Source organism: Paenibacillus sp. JT31N11, assembly GCF_056269285.1.
On record NZ_JBWDNQ010000012.1, the window covers coordinates 24,861 to 48,681 of the forward strand.

Here is a 23,821-nt window from a genome sequence, read left to right on the forward strand (position 1 = left end):
AAGCTAATTTGTATCCATTTCTGGGTTCTTAAGGCTCAACTAACGGGCACAAGAACTCAATAAACCACCAGAATGAGGCTGCCGGATAAAACAGCAGCCTCATTGCGTTAAGCGGGCAGGATAATGAAATATAACCTTTTGGCAGAAGCACAATAAATCAGTTTCTAAATTATTTGACAACATCGGATTTGGAGTTTGATGCAACGCGACTGATTATAAATAGTAAAGGGATATAGGCAAAGATGAAATAAAATCCTAAGTCATTTATGATTTTTTCTAATGCCCCGATCTGCGTTTGTTCTTTGAACGTAAGCGCGGCGATGAAAAGGGCTGCCAGTATAACGGGTAGAGTCAGCCGGGGTTTAAGCGTAGCAACTCTTTTCATAATTCTAGTACAGCACCATATAGGGATACAAACCGTCGGGATGATAACCAAAAGCCACAAAAAAATAAAAAGGTTTTCGAACCTTGCAATGAAGGATAACTCGACGATTTTCGTCATCGCCAAGGTTGGCCAAATCGTATGTTTCAGCAGTCCCTGACTAAAAAACATCAGGGTTGCAATGATTATAGCCGTATGTTTGAATGTAGTGAAAAGCAAGGCGAAATGAGCCCATTTTACGTTTTTTTCGGGTAATTTTAAGAAAGGGAAGTAAATAAGCAAAGTTTCAAGTCCGAAGAAAATGAAACTGGAGGATTTAGATCCTTCAAGCAAATCAAGAAAAGAATGATTGAGTATAGGCAATAAATTATGGAGATTGCCTTGTCGCATCGGGAAGTAAAGCAAAAAGAGTAAGGGGATCAAAGCCCCGAAAAAGCTAAACCCGGCAACAACCCTGAACCCGCCGGATACGACATAATAAATGATGCAAATTAAGAGCCCGGCCAAAGCCCATGTTCTAACGGTTGGAAATACCCACACTTGAATGATTTCAATGTAAGTTCGGAAGTAAAATAGAGCCATTATGAAATAGTATCCGATTAATAGCAGAGAAACGGCATTGCCCATGAAGCTGCCGAGGATCTTTCGATGCAAGTCAATTACATCTTTAGCCGGATTGCCGAGCATCTTATAAACCATCCAGATGATTAGATGCAGGCTCAAACCCATGAGGATAATCGATATCCAGGCATCTTGACCGGCATCCTCAAGGACAAGACTTTGAAAATTTAGAATGTTAGCGGCCGTTTGGGAAACGCCGATTAAGAAAAATACAAAGTATCCGGAAATCGTGTAATTTTCCTTTACCCGATTCTGCACTAATGACCAACCCCTGAGTGTAAAATAATAATCTTCGTCTTCACTTCAAAATCCAGATTAGGGTAAATTGTTTCATTAAATCCGTTCTCGCTATACGTTCTATGCTGCCTCCTGTATTGCTCTCCGAAGCCGATAGGGTCGACGTTGTTCTTTTGTAGACGGATTAGCATCGTTTTAATTTCCGAAGCGAATTTTTCTTCGATTTGCGTCTTTACTTCATGAAAGTCGTCTTTTTTCTGAATGTTTATTTTTTTCGGAAATTGTCTGGGTACTATGGTTAACTTAAGGGATATCGTTGCCTTTCCGTTTTGCGCGATGGCTATTTTTCTCTTTCCGTGCAGAATGATAAAGGAATACATCTCTTTTGGACCGGTCTTGAAATCATATTCGCCTCTCAGGGCTCTGTCTTTAAGAAGCTTTAAATATAATCCTTCTTCGTTGTTTAACCAAAGCTTCAATTCTTCTCCTTTAAAGACACCTACACCATCCATATGCAATAAGCCCTGATCTATATTGATGACAGGTAAATAAATATCCTGGCCTTCTCCATAATACTGATTAACGAATGAATGATAATTTGTCATCGGCGTATTCCCATGGTACATGTTTTGTTCGATCAGCTCTGACAAGAAAAAGGGTGGTTTCTTTAAGCTCTCGGATATTATCGAGCTTGCCTTTTGTTTGGTGATAACAATGGTAGCATTGCTGCTTTTAATGGATTCCCGATTGATGATGTCGGCAAGCTCAGCGATGGCTCCTCTTGCGAATTTTTCGCTAATGACCAATGTGCGCATTTGACCGATTTCGATAGGCTGTGAAGACTTGGCAGCTATAGCTGTGAAAATCCCGTAAATGATTTTCGACTCCGCGGTTAATGGCGATACGAATTGTTTCCGGGAAGCTTTTATATACGTAGGATAAGAAGCGCTCATCTTATACGTTTCTCCTTCGATGTCTACTCCCATGCTTTGGATGATATTAATCCGGTCGATTATCTTCTCTTGCGCGCAGCCGGATAACAGGCAGCAGCAGAAGAGAGCCAGGATATGCCGTTTCATGATTTCATCCTCCTGTCCGCACAATACTATTCATTATTATAGTCGTCGCCGATATCTTTATTTTTTTGTACGGAATATCTTATTGCCGAGAGCGGACGCGTAAATAAAAATCGTTTAGAAGTAAGAGTGAAGGAAGAGCGGATAAAACTGTCGCTGAAGCCTTTGTGGCGAAAAGGGAACAGGGGCACGATATACGGCGTACCCAACGATTTCAATCGCAATAAATGGCCTAAAATAAACATTAACCCAATTATTATGCCTAAACCGCCCCACAAGGATGCCAAGACAATCAAGGGAAAACGCAAAAAGCGTATCGTGTTGGACATCTTGAAAATAGGCGTGGTAAAGGAAGCCAATGCCGAAAGAGAAACGATGATGAGCAAAATATTACTGGTTAAAGCGGCTTGCACCGCTGCTTGCCCAAGTATGATACCTCCTACAATGCCCAACGTTTGACTGACTTTTGTAGGCAATCTGGACCCGGCTTCGCGCAGCAGCTCGATGGTTATTTCCAAGAACAGGACTTCCAGCAAAGGAGGAAAGGGAACGTTTATCCTGGATTCGATTATCGGGCCTAAAAGATCCCTGGGAATGACGATATAATGAAAGGAAAGAATCGCAACATATAGGGAGCTTGCCAGAATCGAAAACGCAACCCCAAAATAACGTATGAGACGAAAGAACGAACCCAAAATCCATGGCAAGTAATAATCTTCGGGAGAAATAATAAAGCTAAATAAGTTGACGGGTCCCGCAGTTACTATAGGAGAACCGTTGCATAAAAGGGATACTTCCCCGCTTATCAAGGAATACATTATCCTGTCCAGGCGTTCAGTGGACAAAAATAACGGGAAGGGAGAATTCGAGTTGTCTGAAATAAGTTGTTCCAGAACAGAACTGTCAAATACCACGTCAAAATCCAGATCCAAGAGCCTCTGCCTTAATGTATCAACATGTTGAGGATTGGTAATGCCCTCCAAATAAGCGATAACGATTCTCGTTTTTGAAATCGAACCAACGATGTGTTCCTCAAATATGAGTTTTTCGGTTACAAGCCCTCTTCGGAGTAAAGCCATATTGGTATCTATATTTTCGACAAAACCGATTTTCGGACCGATTACGCTGTATTCATTTTCGGTATCATTATAATCACGCTGCCCCAGGTTAAAATCCGCGATGTCCACTATTAGTCCTTCATTCAGATGGGGTTCCATTTGAAGAAAGATTGAACCGCGAGCCAACCTTTGTAAAATTTCTTCGAGGTTTGAAGAAGCCTTGATTCCTTCAATGGGAATCAAGGCTTTTAGATCATGCAAATTATTGATTTCACAGCTCGATATTTGAAAGAAAGAGAGTAAATCATGGTGAAATTGTTCATGGTTTATAAGCGTTTTATAGTACGAAAAATGAAGAAGCTTATCTTTTATGCTTATGGTTATCTGTCGAAAATCATCTGATTTTGAGAGCTCTCTTAAAGCTTTATGTATATTGGGGAGCATAAGACGTACCACCTGTCTAAGAAAAGTAATTCGTCTTATTATGAGGTTCTGAAGCTGAAGTTATACCCGTTATTTTACAATAGAGCAATCAGGTAAGGGATAGTGATGAATTTGAGCTGAAGCGGCGACCGTCTGCTGAGAATGACCCATAGAACCAAGAATATGCTAACTTTTCCCGCTGCTGTCCCGGATAATATCCGGTTCTCCCCTTTTTTTACGAATGACCGCCATAATCCACAATAAAGCCGGATACCCGATCGTAATAAACAGTCCTATTTTTCCGACAAATTCAAGAATCTGGTACATTTGAAGAATGTTTTGCGGCAGCATGGCGATCAGAAAGATAAAAGGGAGTATAAAATAAACGAACATTTTATGATCACGCAGATGAAACATATAGGTCAAGGATCTGATGATAAAATAATAACCGGAGAACAGCGCCGTGAACACATTGGCCACGAATACCGCCAGAAGCGCCGCATCCAGCCGCTCCAATATATTGGCCGGAACCGAGGTTGTTTTTGCCAATTCCAAGGTGGGCCACATCAATAATTTGACTTCCTCAGGTCCAAATACGGCTACAGAAGCAATGACGATGAGTACATATGTGCCGCTCGGAACTACCCAGCCCCAAAGCATGGACACATAGGCTCTCTTGGGGGAGCGCATGAATGGGATGACCAGCGTCATGATGAATGAGCCTTGAAACAAGGCGGCAATCATTAATATCCCGGAAAACAATTGATGATGCTCGTTTCCCCATATCGGGAGCAAGTTCAGAATATGGGAATTTTTCAAAGACAAGCTTATAACTGTAATACCTGGCACCAAAATAAAAGGCATATAAAAAAGATGGGTATTGACGAAGGTCACAATGTCGGTTCTTGCGTAGATTGCGGCAAGCAGCAGCATGACAAGGACAGTCACTTCCAAGGGAGTCTGTCTTAATAGGGATGTGACGACAACTTCTCCGAATTCCCGGGAAATGAGCGCAGTCCATACGGTGAAGAACGAAACGATGCTCAGGCTTGCCACAAATGCGGTACCCCTTCCCAGAATATCCTCGCTGTACTGCATGATCGATTTTTCAGGAAAACGTACGCCAAGTACTGTAATAAGAAGCAGCCCGAACAATCCGACCAATGCCCCGAGTAATGTGATAAGCGGAGCTCCCGTATCAGCAGCAAAAACGGCAAGACGGGGAAGCGCGAATACGCCGGCTCCAACCGTTGTACTAATCAGAACTGCTGTCACCTGGATCGTTGTGAGTTGACGCATTTCCAAGTTGATTTTCTCCTTCCCAGAAACAAGAAATGATACAGGTAGGCTTCCATTTTTTTCATCCAAATATGTATCGCAACCCTGTTAATGGCGATTGAATACAAAAAATTGGGCACAATATGTAAAACATTTCTGTCGAAGAGGGATCAAATTGAAAAGAATTATGAACCGTGAGAATTACAAAAAATCTGTTGATGCTCTATATAAGCTTTCCTCCTGGCTGCACTTTGGGATCTACATCCTTATTCTCATTGCGTTGTGCCTTGGTATAGTTGGATTCATTAGCAAATGGTTTACATTATTAAACCAACCGTCTGATGTTCTGAATGATTTTCACCAAGTAGCAGAGGATATTTTTTCGTTGATCCTGGTCTTCGAAATAATGGAATTGCTGCGGCTGCGGAACCCCATGCGTCTCACAGATATTTTCTTAACGGTATTGGCACGTAAAATGCTTCTATCGCCAGAGGAAAACAACCTCATTCTTTTGCAATCCATTTCGTTTTGCCTTGTTCTTGTGTGCAGGATAGTATGCACCCGGTTTATGAAGGAATAAATACGCTTCAAAAAATGTAAAGGTCAGCCGGAGATTTCTGGCTGGCCTTTCTTAATGATCGGATCGGGAGAGGACCAGTCTGATAGAGTAATTTTGACTCGAACCTTATCAGAGCAACATTAATATTTTTACAGACACTTCAAATAATGGACTCTTTTAGGACGCTCTTGCGTATTAAATATAGATTCTGCCCCAAGCGTATGCTTTCGAAGGAGGATGGTCGATACGGTAAGCATCGCAAACAAACTATTTTACTATTTTAGGAGGTTCTAATGCGAAAAAGAGGATTGTGGATGACGGCTGCGGCACTTGTGGTGTCGCTGCTGATACCGACGGGAGCTATGGCTGCCGGTCAAAGCGATACGCCCGACTATGAGGCCACGCGGAAGGCTGCTGCTGAGAAAGCCGAGCTGCTTACTGGAACTTACAATACGACAAGCGTTCAGTATGCCCTTATTGATCAAGGCAGCATTGTCATCTCCGGCGAGTCCGGCCGCAACGACGAGCAGGGAAAAAAGCCGCTGACGGAGGACACGATGTACGGCATCGGTTCGACAAGCAAAATGTTCATAACGGCGGCCGTGATGAAGCTGGTAGACGAAGGGAAAATCGATTTGGACACGCCTGTCGTTCAGTATATCCCGGACTTTACGATGCAAGATGAGCGTTACAAGCAAATTACGCCGCGCATGCTGCTGAATCATTCATCCGGACTTTACGGTTCGACGCTAACCAACGCTTTTTTATTTGAAGACGACGATACTTACGCGCACGATATGCTGCTGAAGAAATTGGCGGATCAGAAGCTGAAGGCCGATCCCGGCGCGTATTCGGTTTACAGCAACGACGGGTTTACATTAGCTGAGCTCTTGGTAGAGCAGGTCAGCGGCATGGACTTCACCTCGTATATTCATCAATATTTTACGCAGCCGCTGGGAATGTCCAATACCAAGACCCCGCTGGATCAGCCTGACACATCCCGCATGGCGGGACTTTACTTCCCTACATATCAGGGACAGCTGCCGAACGAGACAGTCAACGTTATCGGAACCGGCGGCATCTACTCTACGGCGGAGGATTTGGTCCGTTTCTCGCAAATCTTCACCGGACAAGCCGAAGGCATACTCTCAGAAGATTCGGTAACCGCTATGGAACAGGAAGAGTATATGAGAGGAATGTGGCCCGAGGATGCGGATACGTCTGTCAATTACGGGCTTGGATGGGACAGCGTCAATTTGTTCCCGTTCGGCAATTACGGCATTAAAGCGCTGACGAAGGGCGGAGACACGATTCTCTATCACGCCTCGCTCGTCGTGCTTCCCGAGCATAACATGGCGGCTGCAGTTCTCTCTTCCGGCGGCGCCAGCACAACGGATCAGCTGCTGGCGAATGAAATTCTGCTGGGAGCGCTGCAGGAAAAAGGCGTCATTGCCGAAATCAAGCCTGAGAAGTCGTTCGGCGCTCCAGTGAAGGCGGCCATGCCGGCGGAAATAATAAATGAAGCGGGAATATACGGAGCGACGAATCAAGTGATCAAGGCAGACATCAGCAAGGAAGGCGAACTGTCCGTATCATCGGTGCAAATGCCGGAGGCTCCGGCAGAGAAATATGTGTATACAGCGGATGGATCGTTCATGAGTGCGGATGGAAACACGAAGCTCAGCTTCATGAAGGAGGAGAACGGACATACGTATCTGTGGATTCGGGCATATGTCTCGCTGCCGGGTCTTGGCCAGACGGCTTTGTCGCACTATTCCGCCGAGAAGCTTGAAGCCAACAGCATAACGGAAGAATCCGCTGCAGCATGGAAGGAGCGCAGCGGCAAGAAATATTACCTGGTCGATGAGAAATATACCTCGCTTGCGTATTTGCTGCTGCCGACCCTCAAGTTGGACTTGTTTCAAGAAACGCCAGGTTATGTGCTGGACCAAAAAATAACCGGTCCGAACACATCGGCCGGCGACTTGCAGATTCCGACGATGGCTGGCAGAGACACCCAGGCGTTTACCTTCTATAAAGAGGATGGAATCGAGTACCTCGAATCCGGAGGAAGCCTCTATGCGAGTGAAGCCGCCGTGAAGCCGATCTACCCGGGCAAAAAATCGACAGCGACGATCCCGGCGAGCGGTCTTGCCAAGTGGTATACGGTATCCGGCAAAGCCGCGGGCAAGACCATACAGGTGAAGATGCCTGCGCACGGCTCGTTTGCCATATATGACGAACAGGGTACATGCGTGAACTACAGCGTAATCAGCGGCAATCATAAATTCGTACTGCCTGAGAACGGCTCTATTGTTTTTGCCGGCGAAGCCGGATCGAAAATAGATATTTCCATAAAATAATACCTAAAACCAAAGAGGGGGATTGTCTGCTGTCCAGACATCTCCCTCTTTCGTTATGCCGGAATGTTGTTAATGAAATTTACTGGAAAATATTAGACATAACAAGTCATAAAACCGTTAATCCAATCCTTTTATTGCGTAGTGAATGCGGGGAGTACGTTTTATAGTATAAGTACGAGGTCAGCATTCACGATAGGATGTGGGATAATGAAAACTAAAGTGTTAACAAAATCGCAAATCGAGCAATTCATCGAACTCGGATATGTTCATCTGGAAGAGGCGTTTCCGCGCAAGTCGGCGCTTGCCGCGCAAGATTTTCTCTGGACAGAGATAGAAAAGCAGGGTGTGAAGAAGAATGACCGCTCTACCTGGAACCAGCCGATGGTGCACATTAAGGAACAGTTTGACGCAGAGGAATTTCAAGTATGCAACACCATGAGGCTGGCCAACGCCATTGAGGATGTGGTCGGAGAAGGCCGTTGGAAGGAACGCTCCGTATATGGGCAGGACGGTGACAAGACGCAGTGGGGCTGGTGGCCGATCAACTTCGCATCAGGAGCGGACATCCCTTGGGATGTGCCAACTAAGGGGTGGCACTGGGACGGAATGATGCGTCCGCATTACGTTGACAGTCCGGAGCAGGGCTTATTGCTGCTGTGCGTATTCTCGGAGATAGGCACACACAGCGGAAGCACACTGGTTGCCGAAGGTTCTCATAAAGTCGTCGCCAATTTACTGGCAGAACATAACTACGGTCCTATGGCAGGTGAAGCTATTCAAATAGCCAACCGCTCTCACCCCTGGTTAAGGGAGCTGACGGATACAAAAGAAAGTGATGCGGCGGTAGCTGATATTTATGCGAACGACACGGCTGCAGCGGCTGTGCCCGGAAGTAGTGACCGTATTAAAAGGTTCATGGAGCAAACGCATGTGGACAGCAACGGGGTTCATCTGCGGGTGGTTGAGACGCCTGCATCTCCTGGCGATGTGCTGCTCTGCCATCCGTTCCTTTATCATAGCGCGTCGCAGAATCATTCCGGGGTACCCCGATTCATGTGCAACCGTGCCACTCCCCTGGACAAGCGGATGAATTTGAACAGAGCGAATGCTGAAGATTATTCTCCGCTTGAGATCAGCGTCCTGCGTTCAATAGAGCGGACTTGAACCGCCTCATACACTCCAGGCTTTAATCAATAAGCCGCCGTTTCCTTCGGGAGATGAGCGGCTGTTTACTTGTTTATTGCCAATGGATTCCGCAGAAGTCCTCCATACAAAATGCCCCGCGCACAGCATTCGTCGCCAAGGGCCAAAGTTCACTCATTCCTTGAGGACACCGCTGAGGGCGGGGCATTGTTTTAACTATCAGAAAGTATAAAATTTGGCCTCTACTTTTCAGATAATTTTGAGGAAGATACTAACTTTTGCCGCCAAAAGACGGCTTCTGTCGTTTCTTCTTGGTGTTATGAGTATATGCTCCTTTAATTTGTCAGCTGCATGAACAGTTCAAAACAGGCTTGCGTGCTGCTGTCGTCTCGTCCAGTCTGCGGACAACCGTGTTATAGGGCGCGTTGATGACGAGCTCCGGGTTTGTCCTGGCTTCTTCAGCAATCCGGATCATGGTATCAATGAAGCCATCGAGCGTCTCTTTACTCTCGGTTTCGGTAGGCTCAATCATAATACACTCCTCCACGTTAAGCGGGAAGTATATGGTCGGCGGGTGGTATCCGAAGTCAAGCAGCCGCTTGGCAACGTCCAGCGTCCGAACGCCGAAGGCTTTCAGGCTGCTCCCCGACATAACGAACTCGTGCTTGCATAGGCCTGGATAGGGAATCTCGTAATGCGAAGCAAGGCGGTGCATCATATAGTTGGCATTTAGAACCGCGCATTCGGATACACGCCGCAGCCCTTCCGGACCGTATGTCCGGATATAGGTATACGCGCGGACTAGAATGCCGAAGTTGCCGTAAAAGGCTTTGACGCGGCCAATCGATTCGGGACGTTCGTAATCAAAGAAGTATGATCCGTTTTCTCTGCGGCTGACGAGAGGCTTCGGCAAGAAGGGGATAAGAATGCTCTTCACGCCGACCGGACCCGAACCGGGGCCGCCGCCGCCATGCGGCGTGCTCATCGTCTTGTGCAGGTTAAGGTGCACGACGTCGAACCCCATATCGCCCGGACGGGTAATTCCCATAATGGCGTTAGAGTTTGCACCATCGTAATAGAGCAGGCCGCCCGCCTGGTGAACGATCTCAGCGATCTCCACAATCTGCTCCTCAAACAGGCCGAGCGTGTTTGGATTGGTAAGCATCAGGGCTGCAGTATCACTGCCCACCTCCGCGCGAAGGGCATCCAAATCGACCATGCCGCGTTCATTTGACTTGATCGTAACCGTCTCGAAGCCTGCGACGGTCGCACTTGCCGGATTTGTTCCGTGCGACGAGTCGGGAACGATCACCTTTGTCCGTTTATCGCCTCTGCTCTCGTGGTAGGCGCGGATCATCATCAGGCCGGTCCATTCGCCGTGGGCGCCCGCCGCAGGCTGCAGCGTCACCTGGTCCATGCCGGTCAGTACAGCGAGATCATTTTGCAGCGTGTACATAATCTCGAGCGCACCCTGGATGCTTTCCTCCGGCTGATATGGATGTATCTTGGCGAAGCCGGCAAAGCGCGCTGTATCCTCGTTGATTTTGGGATTGTACTTCATCGTACAGGAGCCAAGGGGATAAAAGCCGTTGTCTACGCCGAAGTTGCGGCGGGACAGCTCGGTGTAATGACGGATGACGTCCACCTCATACACTTCAGGAAGCTGCGCGGGGACCGCCCTTAGCATCGAAGACGGAATATATTCAATATGATCCGCTTCCGGCACGTCGCAAGGCGGGAGAGAATAGGCCGCGCGGCCCGGCTTGCTCAGTTCGAAAATAAGTAATTTTTCATGTTTCGCAGACATCTGGTTCACTTCGTTCCTGTTCGTATCGCCGGTGCCCGACGTTGTCGTTGTCATATCGATTCCCCCAGTCGGCTTACAAAGCTGTCGATTTCGGTACGGGTGCGTTTTTCAGTGACTGCGACCAGCATATGCCCTTCAAGCTCCGGATAGGTGAGACCCAGATCGTAGCCGCCGAGAAAGCCGGATTCGAGGAGCTTCAGATTTATATTTTTCACTGACGCCCCGTCCGGAAGCTTTACAACGAACTCGTTGAAGAATGGAGTGGAGAACGGAAGCTTGTATCCGGGTTGCTGCTTAAATTGTTGGGCGGCATAGTGTGCCTTCTGCAGGTTCAGGTTGGCCGCTTCCCGTAAGCCTTCCTTGCCCATTGTCGATAAGTAAATGGAAGCGCACAGGGCGAGCAGCGCCTGGTTCGAGCAGATGTTGGAGGTCGCCTTCTCGCGGCGGATATGCTGCTCCCGTGCCTGAAGCGTCAGCACAAAGCCGCGTTTGCCGTCGATGTCGGTCGTCTGACCGACGATCCTGCCTGGCATACGGCGCATGAGCGGCTCCGCGACAGCGAAAAAGCCGCAGGTAGGACCGCCGAGCGATTGCGGGATACCTAGCGGCTGCGCATCGCCGACGACGATGTCTGCGCCGACCTTGCCAGGCGCCTCGAGCAGACCAAGTGACATCGGATTGGCGCTGACGACGAATAGCCCTTTAACTCCATGAATAATCGGCTTGATGGCGGAGAGGTCTTCGACAGAACCGAAAAAATTTGGCGACTGGATGAGCACCGCCGCCGTCTTTGAGCTGACGGCTGCCTGAAGGGCAACGAGGTCAGTAACGCCGTTTGCATAGCCGATCTCCAGGATCTCCAAATTCAGGCCCTTGGCCATGGTTTGCACCATTTGCCGCGCTTCAGGGTGGACGGTGCGTGAGATGACGAGCTGTTTTCTTTTCGTCGCCCCGGCAGCAAGCGCACCGGCTTCGGACAGGGCAGTAACCCCGTCGTACATGCTCGCGTTGGCGACAGTCATACCGGTCAGTTCACAAATATACGATTGAAATTCGAAGATAGCCTGAAGCTCGCCCTGGCTTATCTCTGGCTGGTAAGGCGTATACGCGGTATAAAATTCGGAGCGTGAGATCATATGGTTGATGACAACCGGAATATGGTGATCATATATGCCGGCTCCGAGGAAGCTCTTATAGCGGTCCGTGTCGGCGTCCCGGCCGGCCAGCTCCTTCATATGCTCAAGCAGCGAAAATTCGTCGAGTGCGGAAGACATAGGCAGCACCCCACGGTATCGGATCGATTCGGGAATATCGCGGAACAATTCCTCTGTCGTTGAGGCGCCGACCGTCTTCAGCATGTCGGCTTGGTCCTGATCGGTCATCGGAATATAACGGTGAATACTGGTCATTATCGATCACTCCTTTGGATGCCTTTTATAAAATGGCGTCTTGACGACCTCAGCCCTCAGCCGCTTGAAGCGAATTTCTACCCACAGCACAGTTCCGGGATAGGCATAGTCACTATCGATCAAGGCAAGACCCAGATTGCGTTTCAACGTCGGGGACTGGGTTCCCGATGTGACTTCGCCAATCAGAGAGTCATTCATGTAGACGGGGTAATGAGAGCGGGGAATTCCCCGGTCGATCATTTCAATGCCGACCAGTTTGCGGCGGAGACCTTCGTTTTTTTGCCTGAGCAACGCATCGCGTCCAATGAACATTTCCTTGTCAAGCTTGACGAAATATCCGGCGCCCGCCTCAAGCGGCGTAATCGTCTTCGAAAGTTCCTGTCCGTACAGCGGCAAGCGGGCTTCAAAGCGAAGGGTATCGCGCGCTCCTAACCCGGCAGGAACCAGTCCGTGCATCTCGCCTGCAGCCATCAAAGCATGCCAGACATCGCCAGCCCGCTCCGCTGCCACATAGATTTCGAAGCCGTCTTCGCCGGTGTAGCCTGTTCGGGATACAAGCGTGCTTGCGCCGGCAATAGATACCTCATTCCTGAAGTGGAAGGGGGCCAGCTCGAACACCGCCGCTCCGATTCCTGCGGATGCAAGGACAGCGGCCGCATTAGGCCCCTGCAGGGAAAGCAAAGCCATCTTGTCGGAAATATTATCCAGAATGACGTCTCCGATCAAATGTTCCCTCAGCCACTCGAAATCCTTGTCGATATTGGATGCATTCACGACAAGCATATATTGATCCGCTGTTAGCCTATAGATAAGCAAATCATCGACCACGCCTCCATCCGGATAGCACATCAGCGTGTATTGCGCCTGTCCGTCTGCCAGCCTCGACACGTCATTCGTCGTCATTTTCTGCAGAAAGCCTTCCGCGAATTGACCGGTTATCATAAATTCACCCATGTGCGAGACGTCAAATAACCCGGCTTGCCGCCGCACGGCGTCATGTTCTGCCTGAATGCCGGAGAACTGTACCGGAAGCTCCCATCCGCTGAAGTCGATGCAGCGGATACCCGGATAGCCGGCATAAACCGGGTATAGCGGGGTTTTTCTTATTAATTCGGTCATCCTCATTCACTCCTCTTTTGGTTCGTGATTGCAGGCCAATGCAAATAAGGACAGAAGCAAAAAGAATGCCGCACAAAGTAGAAGTTACTTTCTTGCGTTTCTTTTTGCTCTGTCCTTTGTACCTGAGAGTTACCCCGAATAATAGATCCGGCTTTCCCCTTGGGTGACGCCGGCCTTTACAGGATGCCGTGCGTTCTCTCCAGAGTCGCGTCCGATAAATGTCCTTTTGCCTGAGAGATTCACCTCATGTGAGGTTTACTCCTTCGGCGCCGCCTCCATCCTGCCGATGGGCGATCTCTCCCTTTATCATCATCCGCTTATTTGGTTGTCATAGTATATTCTTACAGATTTTAAGAGTGTGAGTCAACAAAATATTTTTTTATAAAAAATATTCGTCAGATTTATTGACATGGTGGTGTACCTGCATTAATCTATAAACGATTAGCGGATGACGATGGCAGGGAGAGACCAAGCGGGTGTAACGACCCGCCGGCACCGAAGGGGCAAGTCGACAAGGCCAGCCAGCCGATCGATTAATCTCTCAGGTAAAAGTACCTTCATCCGACGCAACTCTGGAGAGTGCAAACTTGAGGGAGCGCAAGCGGTAATGACGCTTAAACTCTCAGGTACCCGGGACAGAGAACACGGCATAAAGCCTGTTCTCTGTCCTTTTTTGAAATCTTAGAAAGTATAAACTACCTCCACACTTGCTTCCATTACAGAGGGAAGAAACTTGCTGCCGCTGTCAACAGGACGGCGAAGCCGTTTCTTCTTGTGTATGAAAACGACTTACGTCAGATGCCTGGTTCCGGCAGGATCAGTCTCACGGCTTTGGACAAATAATCAAAAAGAGGGTGCAAATATGAGCGAGGTAAAAGCAGGGCTGCGGTATTCGGAGGAGCATGAGTGGGTTGAGGCGCATGGAGCCACGGTACGAATTGGAATAACGGACTTCGCGCAAAATCAGCTCGGAGATATCGTGTTCGTGGAGCTGCCAGAGGTCGATGCCCAGCTGGAAGCCAATCAGCCAATGGGAACGATCGAATCGGTCAAAACCGTTTCCGATCTATTCAGCCCCGTAAGCGGTAAGGTAACGAAAGTGAACGAGAGTCTGCTGGACTCACCGGAAAAAGTGAATGAAGATCCTTACGGCGAAGGCTGGATTATTGAGGTTGAGGTGGATGGTGATGCCACGGAAATGGTAGCCGGACTTCTGAGCGCGGAGAGCTACGAAAAGTTCATTGCTTCCAACTGAGTAGGAATGGAGATATTGTAAGGATTTGAGGAATGCCCATTCGCCTGGGGGCGGATGGCTTCCTCGAAGAACATAAGGAATGATCCGGCTCCACTATTTTGTAAACGATTTCAATCCCGGCCTCTCGTTCCTGATTCCACCGGACAGCTGTCCCAAATAAATGCTTCCTGACTTGAAGGGATTGGTCTATCAATCTCGAATGAGTTTCGAAGGATGAATTTGAGTACTAGAATGCAGGAGGGATTTTTATGTGGAACCCGGATTTGTATCTGAAGCAATTATATGACAGTATCCAACCCGTTGAAAGCTTTCGCGCGGATTCGCAGCAGGAATGGGAGGAGTGGAGGAGTCGTCTGCGGAAACGATTGGTTCAATTGCTGGGCGGATTCCCCGAAGAGGTGCCAAGTCTTTCGCCGGTGCTGCTGGAATCCGAGGATTGCGGAACGTATATTCGTCAACGCGTTCAAATTCAGACCTATCCACAGCTGTATATGCCAATCTATGTCCTTATCCCGAAAGAAAGCAATGGCCGACCAGGGGCGGTTATCACCTGTCACGGGCATGGATATGGCAGCAAGGATATAGTGGGTCTCAATCCCGACGGCACGAAAAAAACGGGCCATCCAGGGTACCAGAAGGATTTTGCCGTCGAGCTCGTCAATCAGGGTTTTCTCACCATAGCGCCTGAGCTGCTGGGATTTGGGGACCGTAAACTAAAGGAGGATGAGGATGCCCAGGCTTCGAACTCCTGCCATAAGCTATCAACCTTTCTTCTGGCAGTCGGCCAAACGATGGCGGGTTACCGGGTATTTGAGACGCTGCGGTGCGTGGATTATCTGTTCACCCGTCAAGATGTTGATCTGGAGCGTATTGGATGCATGGGCATCTCCGGCGGAGGTCTCGTATGCTCGTATGCGGCCGCCATCGATGACAGAATCTCTGCTGCGGTAGTAAGCGGGTTTACCAACACCTTCAAAGACAGCATTTTATCCATCCATCATTGTGTCGACAATTATGTCCCGGGATTGTCTCTAACTGCAGAAATGCCTGATCTGCTCAGTCTCATCGCCCCCAGGCCTTTACTGATTGAAGCTGGAACGCAGGACCCGATTTTTCCTGTTCAAGCCACCAGGGAAGCTTATGGGAAGCTTCAAAGCGTTTATGAATTATTGGGAGCTGCTGACCGTCTTGAATTGGACCTCTTTGAGGGAGAACATGAAATATCGGGCAGATTAGCCTACAACTGGTTTCACCGCCAGGAGCATAATTTGTGAAGGTTTTAATTGCGAATTATTTCTATTGAACCTTCTCGGCAAAAAGGAAACTAATTTAGAAACTTAGCTTGCTTGGGCATATCGGTAGGGGACTAATCGAACGACGAACCCTAATTTAACCAATAAACGGAAAACAGACCGATTTGAAATAGATATCGGTCTGTTTTTCCATGGAAATGGAAGAAATCACGCGGTTATATTTTAGCTTAGCAGCGCTCACGAACGAATTTGGCCAAATTCCGAGCTCGATTTTCTGGTCACTGTTCAGTGAAAATAAACTGTTAGACTGCCGATAAGCGTTAAGCCAACTGGCAGATTAATTGAGTAATCTCCTTTCCAGAAAGGCTGTTTTTTGGAACCTTTAACTGGTTAGCTGCGTCTAAAATGCATGGTGAACGGCTGTTGCAATAATCACAACTTAAAAGGAGAATCACAGTGATGAGGATGGCTCGAAAAAGAATTACTGTTGCGTTCGCCACGCTCTTATTTGCGGGCGTACCGTTCATGACGTGGCTGGGAATGACGACGCAGGCCGAAGCCGCCTCAGCCGGCGTTCAAATTACGGTAATGGGAAAGGCGGTACAATCGGATTTGCCGTTGATTATCGACCGGGGACGGGTGCTTATACCGCTGCGCGTGGTTGCTGAAGCATTCGGAGCTGCGGTGCAGTGGGATGCCAAAACAAGTACGGTGACGGTTCGCAGGTGGTCCGATACGGCCCAGTTCAAATCGAACAGTCAGGTCGCCGTTATCGACCGTGAGATGTCCGGCGGCACAAGTCACAGCACCGTGCAGCTTGATGCTCCAATGAAGATGTACAATAACCGGGCGTATGTGCCGCTGCGGTTTCTCGGTACCCAGTTCGGCTATAAAGTAACCTGGCACGACCATATCGCCGCCCTTGACTCGAAATTGAGTGCGAAGGATCAACGTACATTGTTCGAGGGTGACCTTAAGGATGCGCGAAAGATTGCGAATGGCCTTGGTGGCGATCTGTATTATACGCATGATCCGCTCACGCCGCGCAGCTATGTTGGCGATAGGGACGGCGTTACGACGCTGTTTCCGGAAGGCGAAGCGCTCCGTTTCTATAGGTTCGAGGACGATATTGTATCGCAGGTCGAAATCAAGGACGATTTCGCCTTGGTAACCTGGCAGGGGCGCCTAAACTGCACGGCATGCACCAAAGAAAATGCGTTTCAAAGCTTCATGAATCAGCAATGGACCGACGGTCAAGGTATCGCTCCGAAGCCGAGTGGAGATTACGTATATTCCCATTTTCGAATTTTTGGACCAGAAGGCTGGTCGGAATACGGCTATGTAGATGCGGACGGGAAATTGACGCAGACGGGCTACAATCACGGGGAAACAAAAACCGGAACGCTGGAAATCATGAAGACCGGCGAGCAACGTACCGATTCCGTCATTAAGTGACGGACTAAGTAAATGGTACGATAGATGCTGTGGTAACCAGTCCTTTGAGGGGCTGGTTTTATTTCTTAAAACCGAGGGACGGGTACGGCCGGGCACACCACGGACAGCCGGACAGGACCGGGGTTTTCGCTTTATTCCCCTTTATGAGATCAAGGATGAGATCTATACGGTTTATTTTCCAAGCGGAAAATCTGAGCGGATAGACAAGTAGATAGGAAATAATTCTTGACATGGAGCATACTCCATCAGATAACATTTGTAAATGAAAGCAAGCAAGCTAAACCGGATCGTCAAGGAGCCGGGAGAAGAACGAGGGATGGAGCCTGCATTCCCTTGGGAATAATGTACGGCAAGATCGTAAAAATAAGGAGGAGAAGCCTATGAAGCATAGAATTCTCGGCGGAACCGGCATATCGGTTAGTGAGTTCACGCTTGGAACGATGATGTTCGGAGCAATGGGCAATCCTGATCATGACGAGTCGGTGCGCGTTATCCATACGGCTTTGGACGCAGGAGTCAACTTCATCGACACGGCTGACGTCTACTCCAGAGGTGAGTCGGAGGAGATCGTCGGCAAGGCGCTCAAGGGACGCCGGCATGACGTGGTTCTCGCAACGAAGTTCGGTCTGCCCATGGGCGAGGACCTCAACCAGCGCGGGGGCTCGGCCCGGTGGATCAAACGCGAAGTAGAAGACAGTCTCAGGCGGCTCGGCACGGATTATATCGATCTCTACCAAATCCACCGTCCGGACCCGAATACCGACATCAGCGAGACGCTGTCAGCGCTCACGGATCTGGTCCGGGCCGGAAAAGTGAGAGCGATTGGCTCATCCACCTTCCCTGCCGAGCTGATCGTTGAGGCGCAATGGGCGGCACAGCGCGGCGGCTGCCAACGCTTTCTAACGGAGCAGCCGATGTATTCCATTTTTACACGGAAACTCGAAGCCGCGGTGCTGCCAACCGTGCAGCGCTACGGAATGGGTGTGCTCACGTACAGTCCGCTGAACGGCGGTTGGCTATCCGGGCGTGCTGATCAAATGGCGAGTCACCGGGCGTCAGGAAGACCGACACTTTACGATCCGGCGATACCGGCCAACCAGGTCAAAGCGGAAGCTCTGCGGAAACTTACCGCTCTTGCCAATGAGGCGGGGCTGCCGCTGCCGCATCTTGCGCTGGCGTTCGTCCTCTCGCATCCGGCAATCACCTCGGTGATCATCGGCCCCCGCACGCAGGTGCAGCTTGAGAGTCTTCTGGCTGGCGCGGACCTGGAATTGAATGGGGAGATGCTCGACCGTATCGATGAGATTGTCCCTCCGGGCACGGACCTCAATCCGTCGGACAACTACGCCGCTGAACCGCCTGCTCTTACAGATAAGCGCCTGCGGCGCAGGTGATTTCTTCAAATTGATGGCAATAAGTACAGCCCCCAGCTTGCTGACAAGCAGGGGGCTGTTTTGAATTTTACTTATGAAAAGCATGCTTCTCCCGAAAGGCCGATGATCCGTCAGGACGTCTTTTCCGCTGCCCTGCGCCGAAGCATTCCTTTGAAAATAACCTTCAGCACCGGCGGCACGACCAGAAAAATAAATAAGGTCCGGAATAGCTGGTAACAGGTTACGAATGAGAGATCGGCATCCAGCTCTTTCGCAATAATTCCCATCTGATCCATCGCCCCCGGCGAAAGGCTTAAAAAGCTGGTCGAGAGCGGTATCGTATGCAGCCCGGTCAATATGAGGCTCAGAACAACCGAGCAGACCAGCAGTGCAATTCCGCTCAATAAGGCAAGCACAATGATTTTAAATTTATTCTTCAATTTCTCGGGCTGCAGGATAAGACCGAGATATCCGCCGATCAACAGCTGAGAAATGCTCACCAGCGATGGTGGAAGGGCAGGTCCTGAAAAACCGGATAGATGCAGGACAATCGTTGCAAACATCGGCCCCAGTAAAAATGCGGTTGGAAATTTGATTTTTTTCCAGAGCAGCGCACAGCCTGTACACACCACGGCATAAACCAAAATGTGGGGAAATAATCCTCCCCAGCTCGCTGCTGCTGCAGATTCTGCACCAGGAGGCGAATGCTGGAGCGAAGTTCCGAATAACGGACTAAAAATCAGCAAAGGGACAAAGAATATGATCATAATAATCCTGGAGATTTGCATAAAAGTGATAACCGTCAAATCAACGCCTTTTATCTCCTCAGCCAAGGCGATCATTTGATTCAGTCCCCCCGGGATACTTCCCATCAATATGGTTGGAAAATCCAGACCCGAGAATTTCGCCACCAGCCAGGCAATCAGATAAGAGCAAATCAACAGCAGGACGGTAAGCAGGATCATCGAAGGCAGCTGCTTTCCAATTAGCCTGAACGTATCAAGCGTGAATGACAGCCCAAGCAAATAGGCTACGATGATCATTCCGGTATCGCGCATTGGCCCCGGCCAATAGGGCTTTACGGCTGTAAACAGCCGCGAACCGGCAAAAACAACAATCATGGGGCCGAGAAGCCAGGGAATGGGACAATGAATCCATTGAAACAGGAAACCGCCAATAACGGCAAGCACGACGGACAACAGAATTTGCACCCATTTCATATGAAACCAGTGCTGGTCTTTCATGATTGATCACTTCTTTTCGTTTGTTTCTGGCTCCTTCAGGCCTGAAGTCAGTGTCGATTTCAAAGACTTTCAATTTGTTTTATTGAGCGGATTGCCTCATCCATATCGGGCGATATTCTCAGGTTTCGTTCCTTAGAACTCATGAGTTCATTATATGACTATAGAGTTTTATGTGTCAATTCCTTTATTGACCCTGCCGTCGAGGCATGTCAGAATAATAAGGGGTGAATGTTATGGAAGAGTTTGAAGAATTGAAGAGACAACAAATTTTACATACGGCCAAAGCCGTTTTTATAGAAAAAGGCTATTTCTCCGCTTCGATGAAAGATATAGCGGAAGCGTGCGGCATGGCCAAAGGCAGCATCTATAAAATTTTCGATTCCAAAGAAGATTTATTTACGGCGGTTTTCGAGGCTTGTCATCAAACCATGTTTGAACAAGCCAGGGAATTGGACCGTCTCCAGCATAATGACGTTCCGCCCAAGGAGATATTACGGCGCAAGATCGAATTCCAGCTCCAATATACGTTTGAAAACTTCTTTTTCATGAGCGAGTTCAGAGAACTGCCTATTACTAATAACGAGAAGTTCATTGTGGCCTGGAAGAACAAACGGGCCGCACTGCTTACCTGGCACCGCGATTGTTTTCATGAAGCTTACGGGGATCGTATTGAAGATTATATCTGGGATATCGTGGCTATATTTAGAGGACTGCAGAAGGAGTATATTGCCTTTGCGCATCAGAGGGTGATTGCGCTGCCGATGTCAGAGCTGGCTTTTTTCTTCGTTGAACGAATGGACGCTGTTGTCAGCGATATGTTACGGAGTAAAACCAAGTCTGTACTGAACGGGACCAATATTTACTTTAACCATATCAATCCTGCAGATCCGCACACGCAAAAGGAAACGGTTCACGATTTTCTGAATGCCTTCGCCGCCAGGATCCAGGAGCTGCAAAAGCCGGAAAATGCCCGCCAGGAGCTGCAGGAAGTGATCGGTTTGCTGCAGCAGGAGCTTAAGCAGGAAGCTCCCAATCGGACCTTGGTTCATGTATATACAACCTTTCTTGAAACGGCTGTGGAACTGAGGCCGTATGTCAGGCAGCTTAACCTGCTGATTTAGAGGCGGGTTGTTCCTGCTTATTGATGGATAAGAAGGGCAATGCAGCGTCAATCCTTACATCTTTACCTGTAAATCGTGAATGGTTCTCCGGTAATTTTCGGGAGTGATCCCTTTATTCTTCTTGAACATCTGGCAGAAGTAGGATGAACTCAGGCCGCCCACCTCAAACGCAATTTCCCGGATCGTTTTGGAGGTGTTTGCCAGAAGCGAGCAAGCCTCCCTGATCCGGCGGAACGTAATATGATCCGAGAGGGTAATGCCTGTGGACGCTTTGAACAAATGCGACAGATGATACGGGGACAGGAACAGATCATCGGCCATTTCTTCCAGGCGGAAGGGGCGGTGATAATTTTTTTCCACCCATTCCGTTATGTTCTCCACATGTCTTAAAGCACGCGGACTTGCATGGGCACCGGCACCGGAAAGACTTTCCGCAAATACGTTTTGCTGCAGAAAACGAAGCAATCTCAGCATGACAAGACCAAAGCTTTCTTCATACTCTGCAGACGGGGCATGACGAATCTGCTGCACTTCTTCCAAAATGCCGGTCAGAGGATATCCTTCCTGAAGAGAAAACACCTGTTTAGGCAAATTGCCCTTCCACAGTCTTTCATAAAACCGCAGCAGACCGGGAAAGGGAGCCAGATAAGCGGACAGCGAATGAGGATCAAAGGTCAGATTGGTACGCACATATAGAGAATTGGAGCTGGAAGGCACATCGACAAGATGCAGCTGATAGGGCTGAATCCAGATCACGGTTCCCCTGCCAAGCGGATAATATTTGCCCTCCAGCATAACCTCGCCTTCGCCTTCGTAAATATACAGCATTTCAATTCCCCGGTGGGCATGGTACCAGCGGGATTTTTCCGTTTTTTGCTTATAGCTGTAGGAGAATGACCCTAATTCAAACTCGATCCGCTGCAAGAAGGACATCAGGCAGGTTTCCTTTCAAATTCGCAATTTACCTATATAATAGCACAACAAATCAACGGTAGACTGCTCCTATAATAGGTGCTGAAAGTAAAAAAGCACATAGGAGGCATTCATGAGCTGGAAAACCGCAATCGAACAAACCATCCTTTCAACAACCGCCAATATGAACCGTTTCAAGGACAAATTTCCGCATGTAAGCAATGGGGACGGCAAGTATGAGCTAGTGAACAATACAGGCTGGACGGAAGGCTTCTGGTCGGGGATCTTATGGTTGAGCTATGAATACAACCAGGATCAGGCGATGCGTGAGGCTGCTGTTCAAAGCGTTGCTTCCTTCAAAAGAAGAATGGAGCAGGGGAGTCATCTGGGTCATCACGATATCGGATTTCTGTATTCCCTGTCCGCCAAGGCGCAGTGGATTGTGGAGCAGGATGAATCCGCCAGGGAATTGGCCCTGCAGGCAGCGGATGTTCTTATGAAACGGTGGAGGCCGGAATCGCAGCTTTTCCAGGCATGGGGACCGGAAGGAGATCCGGAGAACGGCGGCCGGATCATAATCGATTGCTTGATGAACCTCCCGCTGCTGTGCTGGGCCACCGAACAGACGGGAGACCGGAAATATGCGGAGGCAGCCTATATCCATGCCGAGAAGAGCAGGCGCTTTCTTGTACGTGGGGATGACTCCTCCTACCATACGTTTTATTTTAATCCGGTGACAGGCGATTCCATCCGCGGTGGAACACATCAGGGCTTCAAAGACGGTTCGACCTGGACCCGTGGCCAAGCCTGGGGGATTTATGGCTTCGCGTTGGCTTACCGCTATTTCAAGGAGCCGCAGTTTCTGGAAGCGTCCAAACGGCTCGCGCGGTATTTCATCGCCCATCTGCCCGAGGACCATGTGGCCTACTGGGATTTCGACGCTCCTCAGACCGCTGGCACTCCAAGGGACAGCTCGGCTTCCGCGATTACCGCATGCGGCCTGCTCGAGCTTATCGAGCACCTGCCGGACGATGATACGGAGCGGGAATTCTTTCTGACGGCGGTGCAGCAGTCCATGACTTCCCTTATTAATCATTACTTTACAGCCGGAGACAGGGACGAGCAAGGCTTCCTGAGACATGGCTCGTATTCCGTGAGAAGCGGCGCATCGCCCGATGATTTCGTGATTTGGGGCGATTATTTCTTCCTTGAAGCGCTGCTGCGGCTCGACAAAGGGATTCCCGGTTACTGGTACGGACGCTAATCCAGGTGAATTGTGGCCCGCAAGAAGGACGCTTTGCAAAAAGCGGCTCTCTTGCGGGCCGTTTTTGCATGACCAGGCCCACGCCGATTTTGAGGACGGATGCGGAAGGGCGGAGCAGGGGAAATAGTCTGGAGATGCGCAAGGAGTAAAAATACATCAAGTTTTGTAAAGAAAAATCATTCCTTTAAAATATGAAAGCGTTACAATAAATACAGGCAATGAAGTGAAGGGAAAGAAACGAAAGCGATTCCATTGCTGAGTGGACAGATTCATGCGGCATGAAATATAAGCGCTTTCTTAAGGTTAACAAACAAGAGAGGCAGGAGATGAGCGTGAGTGCAGTAAATGGGGGAATTGGATTAAATATCCATAATTCTAAAAAAAGAACAGGCATACTTCCAACTTTAATGAAGCAGAGATTTCTATTCTTGCTGCTGCTGCCCGGTCTCATTTATTTCTTACTGTTTAG

At 48.9% G+C, this 23,821-nt stretch carries 18 protein-coding genes and 3 riboswitches; of the genes, 9 read left to right on the plus strand and 9 right to left on the minus strand.

Annotated features, from left to right (window positions below; all coding sequences use genetic code 11):
* Positions 1-169 precede the first annotated feature (169 nt).
* The 4 genes from AC0YNV_RS29950 to AC0YNV_RS29965 all read right to left on the minus strand — a co-directional run bounded on the left by AC0YNV_RS29950 (position 170) and on the right by AC0YNV_RS29965 (position 5,096).
* Positions 170-1,261 carry a GerAB/ArcD/ProY family transporter gene (locus AC0YNV_RS29950; protein WP_475771294.1) on the minus strand — a complete coding sequence of 364 codons (1,092 nt, stop codon included), beginning with the start codon at positions 1,259-1,261 and terminating at the stop codon, positions 170-172.
* Entirely contained in the window at positions 1,261-2,319 is a 1,059-nt protein-coding gene (locus AC0YNV_RS29955) for a Ger(x)C family spore germination protein (protein WP_475771295.1), read from the minus strand. The genes AC0YNV_RS29950 and AC0YNV_RS29955 overlap by 1 nt, the downstream gene beginning before the upstream one ends.
* Before the next feature lie 26 nt (positions 2,320-2,345).
* Entirely contained in the window at positions 2,346-3,818 is a 1,473-nt protein-coding gene (locus AC0YNV_RS29960) for a spore germination protein (protein WP_475771296.1), read from the minus strand.
* Between the two features lie 165 nt (positions 3,819-3,983).
* Positions 3,984-5,096 (minus strand): GerAB/ArcD/ProY family transporter, encoded by a 1,113-nt coding sequence (locus AC0YNV_RS29965; protein ID WP_475771425.1) that lies wholly within the window; start codon positions 5,094-5,096, stop codon positions 3,984-3,986.
* Positions 5,097-5,250: 154 nt separating this feature from the next.
* On the opposite strand from AC0YNV_RS29965, the gene AC0YNV_RS29970 reads away from it, so the two are divergent.
* From AC0YNV_RS29970 to AC0YNV_RS29980, 3 genes are all read left to right on the plus strand, one after another.
* Positions 5,251-5,655 carry a hypothetical protein gene (locus tag AC0YNV_RS29970; protein WP_475771297.1) on the plus strand — a complete coding sequence of 135 codons (405 nt, stop codon included), beginning with the start codon at positions 5,251-5,253 and terminating at the stop codon, positions 5,653-5,655.
* A 272-nt stretch (positions 5,656-5,927) separates the two neighbouring features.
* A complete protein-coding gene (locus tag AC0YNV_RS29975) occupies positions 5,928-7,997 on the plus strand; it encodes a serine hydrolase domain-containing protein (protein ID WP_475771298.1) in 2,070 nt (689 codons plus the stop codon).
* 207 nt (positions 7,998-8,204) lie between these two features.
* Complete coding sequence (locus AC0YNV_RS29980; RefSeq protein WP_475771299.1) at positions 8,205-9,161, plus strand: phytanoyl-CoA dioxygenase family protein; 957 nt, start codon at positions 8,205-8,207, stop codon at positions 9,159-9,161.
* Positions 9,162-9,483: 322 nt separating this feature from the next.
* On the opposite strand, the gene gcvPB is transcribed toward AC0YNV_RS29980, so the two are convergent.
* The 3 genes from gcvPB to gcvT are packed head-to-tail and all read right to left on the minus strand — an operon-like array spanning position 9,484 to position 13,475.
* The gene (gcvPB, locus tag AC0YNV_RS29985; RefSeq protein WP_475771426.1) at positions 9,484-10,947 is read right to left on the minus strand and encodes an aminomethyl-transferring glycine dehydrogenase subunit GcvPB; all 1,464 of its coding nucleotides are present in this window, start codon (positions 10,945-10,947) and stop codon (positions 9,484-9,486) included.
* Between the two features lie 50 nt (positions 10,948-10,997).
* A complete protein-coding gene (gcvPA, locus tag AC0YNV_RS29990) occupies positions 10,998-12,356 on the minus strand; it encodes an aminomethyl-transferring glycine dehydrogenase subunit GcvPA (protein ID WP_475771300.1) in 1,359 nt (452 codons plus the stop codon).
* Positions 12,357-12,362: 6 nt separating this feature from the next.
* On the minus strand, positions 12,363-13,475 hold the full coding sequence (gene gcvT, locus AC0YNV_RS29995; protein ID WP_475771301.1) for a glycine cleavage system aminomethyltransferase GcvT: 1,113 nt from the start codon (positions 13,473-13,475) through the stop codon (positions 12,363-12,365).
* 107 nt (positions 13,476-13,582) lie between these two features.
* A riboswitch (glycine riboswitch) is annotated at positions 13,583-13,680 on the minus strand.
* Between the two features lie 3 nt (positions 13,681-13,683).
* A riboswitch (glycine riboswitch) is annotated at positions 13,684-13,788 on the minus strand.
* 135 nt (positions 13,789-13,923) lie between these two features.
* Positions 13,924-14,042: riboswitch (glycine riboswitch) on the plus strand.
* A 295-nt stretch (positions 14,043-14,337) separates the two neighbouring features.
* On the opposite strand from gcvT, the gene gcvH reads away from it, so the two are divergent.
* The 4 genes from gcvH to AC0YNV_RS30015 all read left to right on the plus strand — a co-directional run bounded on the left by gcvH (position 14,338) and on the right by AC0YNV_RS30015 (position 18,832).
* Positions 14,338-14,730: a glycine cleavage system protein GcvH gene (gene gcvH / locus AC0YNV_RS30000; protein WP_475771302.1), complete on the plus strand. Its 393-nt coding sequence runs from the start codon at positions 14,338-14,340 to the stop codon at positions 14,728-14,730.
* A 248-nt stretch (positions 14,731-14,978) separates the two neighbouring features.
* A complete protein-coding gene (locus AC0YNV_RS30005) occupies positions 14,979-16,004 on the plus strand; it encodes an alpha/beta hydrolase family protein (protein WP_475771303.1) in 1,026 nt (341 codons plus the stop codon).
* Between the two features lie 438 nt (positions 16,005-16,442).
* Positions 16,443-17,438 carry a copper amine oxidase N-terminal domain-containing protein gene (locus AC0YNV_RS30010; RefSeq protein ID WP_475771304.1) on the plus strand — a complete coding sequence of 332 codons (996 nt, stop codon included), beginning with the start codon at positions 16,443-16,445 and terminating at the stop codon, positions 17,436-17,438.
* 380 nt (positions 17,439-17,818) lie between these two features.
* Positions 17,819-18,832, plus strand: a complete 1,014-nt coding sequence (locus AC0YNV_RS30015; protein ID WP_475771305.1) for an aldo/keto reductase — start codon at positions 17,819-17,821, stop codon at positions 18,830-18,832.
* Between the two features lie 110 nt (positions 18,833-18,942).
* Here the strand turns inward: AC0YNV_RS30015 and AC0YNV_RS30020 are convergent, their stop codons facing one another.
* Positions 18,943-20,055: an AbrB family transcriptional regulator gene (locus AC0YNV_RS30020; protein ID WP_475771306.1), complete on the minus strand. Its 1,113-nt coding sequence runs from the start codon at positions 20,053-20,055 to the stop codon at positions 18,943-18,945.
* A 233-nt stretch (positions 20,056-20,288) separates the two neighbouring features.
* Between AC0YNV_RS30020 and AC0YNV_RS30025 the strand changes: the two genes are divergently transcribed.
* The gene (locus AC0YNV_RS30025; protein WP_475771307.1) at positions 20,289-21,176 is read left to right on the plus strand and encodes a TetR/AcrR family transcriptional regulator; all 888 of its coding nucleotides are present in this window, start codon (positions 20,289-20,291) and stop codon (positions 21,174-21,176) included.
* Between the two features lie 54 nt (positions 21,177-21,230).
* Here AC0YNV_RS30025 and AC0YNV_RS30030 read toward each other — a convergent pair whose 3' ends face one another.
* Positions 21,231-22,109, minus strand: coding sequence for a helix-turn-helix transcriptional regulator (locus tag AC0YNV_RS30030; protein WP_475771308.1), 879 nt, complete (start codon positions 22,107-22,109; stop codon positions 21,231-21,233).
* Between the two features lie 112 nt (positions 22,110-22,221).
* Between AC0YNV_RS30030 and AC0YNV_RS30035 the strand changes: the two genes are divergently transcribed.
* Positions 22,222-23,352: a glycoside hydrolase family 88 protein gene (locus tag AC0YNV_RS30035; RefSeq protein WP_475771309.1), complete on the plus strand. Its 1,131-nt coding sequence runs from the start codon at positions 22,222-22,224 to the stop codon at positions 23,350-23,352.
* Positions 23,353-23,821: the final 469 nt, after the last annotated feature.

Excerpts from the sequence above, each read along its gene's own strand:
- AC0YNV_RS29975 (WP_475771298.1), top strand. The coding sequence starts at position 5,928 with ATGCGAAAAAGAGGATTGTGGATGACGGCTGCGGCACTTGTGGTGTCG.
- AC0YNV_RS29965 (WP_475771425.1), bottom strand. The coding sequence starts at position 5,096 with ATGCGTCAACTCACAACGATCCAGGTGACAGCAGTTCTGATTAGTACA.
- gcvPB (WP_475771426.1), bottom strand. The coding sequence starts at position 10,947 with ATGTCTGCGAAACATGAAAAATTACTTATTTTCGAACTGAGCAAGCCG.
- AC0YNV_RS30010 (WP_475771304.1), top strand. The coding sequence starts at position 16,443 with ATGAGGATGGCTCGAAAAAGAATTACTGTTGCGTTCGCCACGCTCTTA.
- gcvPA (WP_475771300.1), bottom strand. The coding sequence starts at position 12,356 with ATGACCAGTATTCACCGTTATATTCCGATGACCGATCAGGACCAAGCC.
- AC0YNV_RS30025 (WP_475771307.1), top strand. The coding sequence starts at position 20,289 with ATGGAAGAGTTTGAAGAATTGAAGAGACAACAAATTTTACATACGGCC.
- AC0YNV_RS30015 (WP_475771305.1), top strand. The coding sequence starts at position 17,819 with ATGAAGCATAGAATTCTCGGCGGAACCGGCATATCGGTTAGTGAGTTC.
- AC0YNV_RS30030 (WP_475771308.1), bottom strand. The coding sequence starts at position 22,109 with ATGTCCTTCTTGCAGCGGATCGAGTTTGAATTAGGGTCATTCTCCTAC.
- AC0YNV_RS29960 (WP_475771296.1), bottom strand. The coding sequence starts at position 3,818 with ATGCTCCCCAATATACATAAAGCTTTAAGAGAGCTCTCAAAATCAGAT.
- gcvH (WP_475771302.1), top strand. The coding sequence starts at position 14,338 with ATGAGCGAGGTAAAAGCAGGGCTGCGGTATTCGGAGGAGCATGAGTGG.
- AC0YNV_RS30020 (WP_475771306.1), bottom strand. The coding sequence starts at position 20,055 with ATGAAAGACCAGCACTGGTTTCATATGAAATGGGTGCAAATTCTGTTG.
- AC0YNV_RS29955 (WP_475771295.1), bottom strand. The coding sequence starts at position 2,319 with ATGAAACGGCATATCCTGGCTCTCTTCTGCTGCTGCCTGTTATCCGGC.
- gcvT (WP_475771301.1), bottom strand. The coding sequence starts at position 13,475 with ATGACCGAATTAATAAGAAAAACCCCGCTATACCCGGTTTATGCCGGC.
- AC0YNV_RS29980 (WP_475771299.1), top strand. The coding sequence starts at position 8,205 with ATGAAAACTAAAGTGTTAACAAAATCGCAAATCGAGCAATTCATCGAA.
- AC0YNV_RS30005 (WP_475771303.1), top strand. The coding sequence starts at position 14,979 with ATGTGGAACCCGGATTTGTATCTGAAGCAATTATATGACAGTATCCAA.
- AC0YNV_RS30035 (WP_475771309.1), top strand. The coding sequence starts at position 22,222 with ATGAGCTGGAAAACCGCAATCGAACAAACCATCCTTTCAACAACCGCC.